2 protein-coding genes are annotated in these 3,641 nt (G+C 71.1%); one reads left to right on the top strand and one right to left on the bottom strand.

The window, feature by feature from the left end; all coding sequences use genetic code 11:
• Window positions 1-52: 52 nt before the first annotated feature.
• The gene (locus LzC2_RS20735; RefSeq protein WP_206678846.1) at window positions 53-817 is read right to left on the bottom strand and encodes an SOS response-associated peptidase; all 765 of its coding nucleotides are present in this window, start codon (window positions 815-817) and stop codon (window positions 53-55) included.
• A gap of 288 nt (window positions 818-1,105) precedes the next feature.
• On the opposite strand from LzC2_RS20735, the gene LzC2_RS20740 reads away from it, so the two are divergent.
• On the top strand, window positions 1,106-3,136 hold the full coding sequence (locus LzC2_RS20740; protein ID WP_171189933.1) for a vWA domain-containing protein: 2,031 nt from the start codon (window positions 1,106-1,108) through the stop codon (window positions 3,134-3,136).
• Window positions 3,137-3,641 lie beyond the last annotated feature (505 nt).

Here is a 3,641-nt window from a genome sequence, read left to right on the forward strand (position 1 = left end):
CCTCACCCCCGACCCCTCTCCCCCTGAAGGGGGCGAGGGGAGACGAGAGACCCTACGCCGGTTCGATCAGCTCCGGGCCGTCGTTCGCCGGGCTGTTGACGGCGGTGGAGACGGGGCGGGCGACCAAGCCGTCGCCGCCGCGGGTTTGGGCGTCGCGGAGGAGCTTCGCGACGCCCTTCGCGTCGGTCAAATCGAGGTCGAGCCAGGCGTCGTAGAGGTCCGGCGGGACGATCAGCGGGCTCCGGCCGTGCACCGGGGCGACGGCAGGGTACGCCTCGCCGGTCAGCAGGGTGAAGGTCTCGATCGGTTCGCCGCTGTCGTCCTTCCGCCGGGGCGTCCAGCGTTCCCACAGCCCGGCGAAGCCGAAGGGGGCGGGGGCGTGTGGTTCCTCGCCTCCGGGGGCTGAGGCCCCCGGCTCGCCAGGTTGGGAGAAGAAGTGCGGGACTTTCGCGGAGCCGTCCTCCGGCTTCGTCCACTCATAGAAGCCGCTGGCGGGGACGAGGCAGCGGCGGGCGACGTAGGCGCTGCGGAAGCTGGGCTTGGTCGCGGCGGTCTCGCTGCGGGCGTTGATCAGCCGATTGCCGATCGATTTGTCCTTCGCCCAACTGGGGATCAATCCCCAACGCAGGGCGTCGCAGGTGCGTCCGTCCTCGCCCTCCCGCACCACCGGGACCGGCTGGGTGGGGGCGACGTTGTATCGCGCCTCCCACTCCGACAGCGGCGGCTCGCCGGTCAGTTCGGGGGGGAGTCGGAACTGCCGGACGATCTCCGCCGGCGGGTTCAGTAATACGAAGCGTCCACACATGCGCGGGAGCATAGCCGGTTCGGCGCGGTTCTCGTCACCCAGAGCCCGCCCGACTTGGGATCGGCGGTTCGCCGGTCATGGGCCGCGGGAGTGGAGAGTGGCGGGGGCGGCGCGGTTCGCTCATTGTGATCGTTCGACCCGAGGAGATCGGGCCGAGACGGCAGCCCGAGGCGCAAGCCGAGGCTCTGTGAGGGAACGCCCGTCGAGCCGCCTCGGCTTGCGCCTCGGGCTGCCGATCCCGGGACGCCATGTCCGCATGTCCGATCGCGTCCTCATTTGTTCCTTCAAACCGCTGTCTGAATGAACTTCGCCGCCCCGTCGATGCTGTGGTGGCTGGCCCTCGCGATCCCGGTGGTCGCGTTGTACGTGCTGAAGGTCCGGCTGCGGCGGGTGCCGGTCAGCACGCTGATGTTCTGGGACCGGGTCTATCAGGAGAAAGCCCCGCGCAGCCTGTTCGAGCGTCTGCGGCATCTCGGTTCCCTGCTGCTGCAACTCTTGCTGGTCGCCCTGCTGGCGTTCGCGTTGGCGGACCCGTTCACCGATGCGGAGGTCCGCGAGGCCCGGCATTTGGTGTTGGTGCTGGACGCCTCCGCCGGGATGGCGGCGCCGGCCGATCCGGAGAACCCCGACGCCGGGACCCGCCTCGACGCCGCGAAGGCCCGGGCGATGGAACTGGTGAAGGGCCTGCGGCACCGGGATACCGCCGCGATCCTCACCGCCGGCGCCGCCGCGGAGGTCGCCTGCGGGACGACCGGTCACCCGCCGACGCTCGCCGCGGCGCTGACGAACGTGCAGCAAACCGACGCCCCCGGCGCCGTGCCCGCCGCGCTGGCCCTCGCCCGCCGCCTCGTCGCCGGCCGCGAGAACGGACAGGTCATCCTGCTCTCCGATCACGCGCCGGAGACCCGTGCGACGGTCGAGGGGGAAGCGAGCGACGACGCCCCGGCGGACGACGACCCCGACGACGACCCCGTCACGCTGCTGGCCTTCGGGCAGCCGGGCGGGAACGTGGCGCTGACGGCGTTTCAGGTGCGACGCAGCCTGACCGACCCGATCGGCTATGAGATCTTGGTGGAGGTCTCCAACTTCGCCGACGACCCGGCGGAGGTGCGGTTGGACCTCGATCTGGCCGGCGTGCCGGTCGACGTGATCCCGCTGGAACTGGAGCCGAACGAGGTCTGGAAACGCACCTTCGAGAAGACCGACGAAGCCGGCGGCGAACTGGTCGCCACCCTGCGATTCGACACGGAGGAGAGCGACGACGCAGCGGATGACGACGCCGAGGCGGACGCCGAACCGGCCCCGACCGCGACCAACCTGCTGACGGTCGACGACGTCGCCCGGGCGGTGCTGCCGGCTCGGGAGCGGGTGGCGGTGCTGCTCGTCACGCCCGGCAACCTGTTCCTGCAGCAGGTGTTCGCGGCGAATCCGTTGGTGGATCTGACGCTCGCCTCGGCCGTGCCGGAGTCGATCCCGGAGGGAACCGTGCTGGTGCTGCATCGCGCCGTGCCGGAGACGTTGCCGGCGGGGCCGGTGTTCGTGGTGGACCCGCGGAACGACAGCGACCTGTTCACGGTGGGCAAGGAGATCGTCTCGCCCACCGTGCAGGCGACCGAGGCCGCGGAGGACTCCCCGCTGACGGCGAACGTTCGCATCGACAGCATTCAGATCCCCAAAGCCCGCGCCGTCACGCCGACCGTTGCGGGGGACAATGCAGCGAATCGGCTGACCGTCTTGGCCGAGACGGAGGACAGCGAGCCGCTGCTGTTCGCGGTCCGGCGGCCGACTGGCAAGGCGCTGGTGTTGGCGGTGGACTTCGACGCGACGGACCTGCCGTTGCGGACGGCGTTCCCGATCCTCGCCGTGAACGCTCTGACGTGGTTCACCGAGGCCGCCGGCGAACTGCGTCCCGCCTCCGCCGCCGGAACGGTCGTCTCTGTCCCGCTGCCCGAGGGGGCGAAGAGCGAGGAGTGGAGCGTGATCGACCCCGCCGGCGCCGCGGAGCCGCTGCCCGCCGGGCTGACCGAGGCGACGCTCGGCCCGCTGGCGCAAACCGGCCTGTGGGGCGTGGTGCCCTCCGTCGCGGCGGATGCAGATGTCGAGGCCGGCGTCGCCGCGGGCGTGGGCGGCTGGCCGGCGGGGGCGATCCCCGTCGCGGTGAATCTCACCTCGCCCGGCGAGAGCGACACCCGCGTCACGGTCCCGGCATCAGAGTCCGGCGAGGCGTCGGTCAGCGGCGGCGGACGCCCCTGGTGGTTCTGGCTGGCCGCGGGGGCGCTGGTTCTGGTCGGCGTCGAATGGTGGCTCTATCAGCGGCGGTTCATTCAATGAACGCGGTTCGTCCGACGAGCGATCGGGAGCGCATAACGGGCTCCCCTCTCCCTCAGGGAGAGGGGCTGGGGGTGAGGGTGCACGGTCCGCACGGATCAGAAGCGGGCGCATCGCTCGTGGCGCCCCCTCAGAGCGATCGCAATGTCAACAGGGACGGCGAACGGCCTGAAACCGGGTGGCATGCTTTCGCCGCGGCGGGGCAACGTCTGAAGCGCTGTCATGCGTCAGGGCCGCGGCGTAAGCATGGAGCGCGACGCTCGACCATCGAGAGCGAGCGTGAGCAACACTCCATGCTCACCCGCCTGCGTTCCGCTTCGCTCCGCTCCGGCGTGAGAGCATGCCACCCCGGCGCCAGAGCGATTGCGAATTCCCAAGCGATGAGCCGGCGGCGGGGCGTGCCGTCGGACTCCCCTCTCCCTCAGGGAGAGGGGCTGGGGGTGAGGGTGCACGGTCCGCACGGTTCAAGAGCGTTCGCCTCGCTGTGCGAGCCCCCTCACCCCCGACC

Source organism: Alienimonas chondri (assembly GCF_013036045.1).
GTDB classification, from domain to species: domain Bacteria; phylum Planctomycetota; class Planctomycetia; order Planctomycetales; family Planctomycetaceae; genus Alienimonas; species Alienimonas chondri.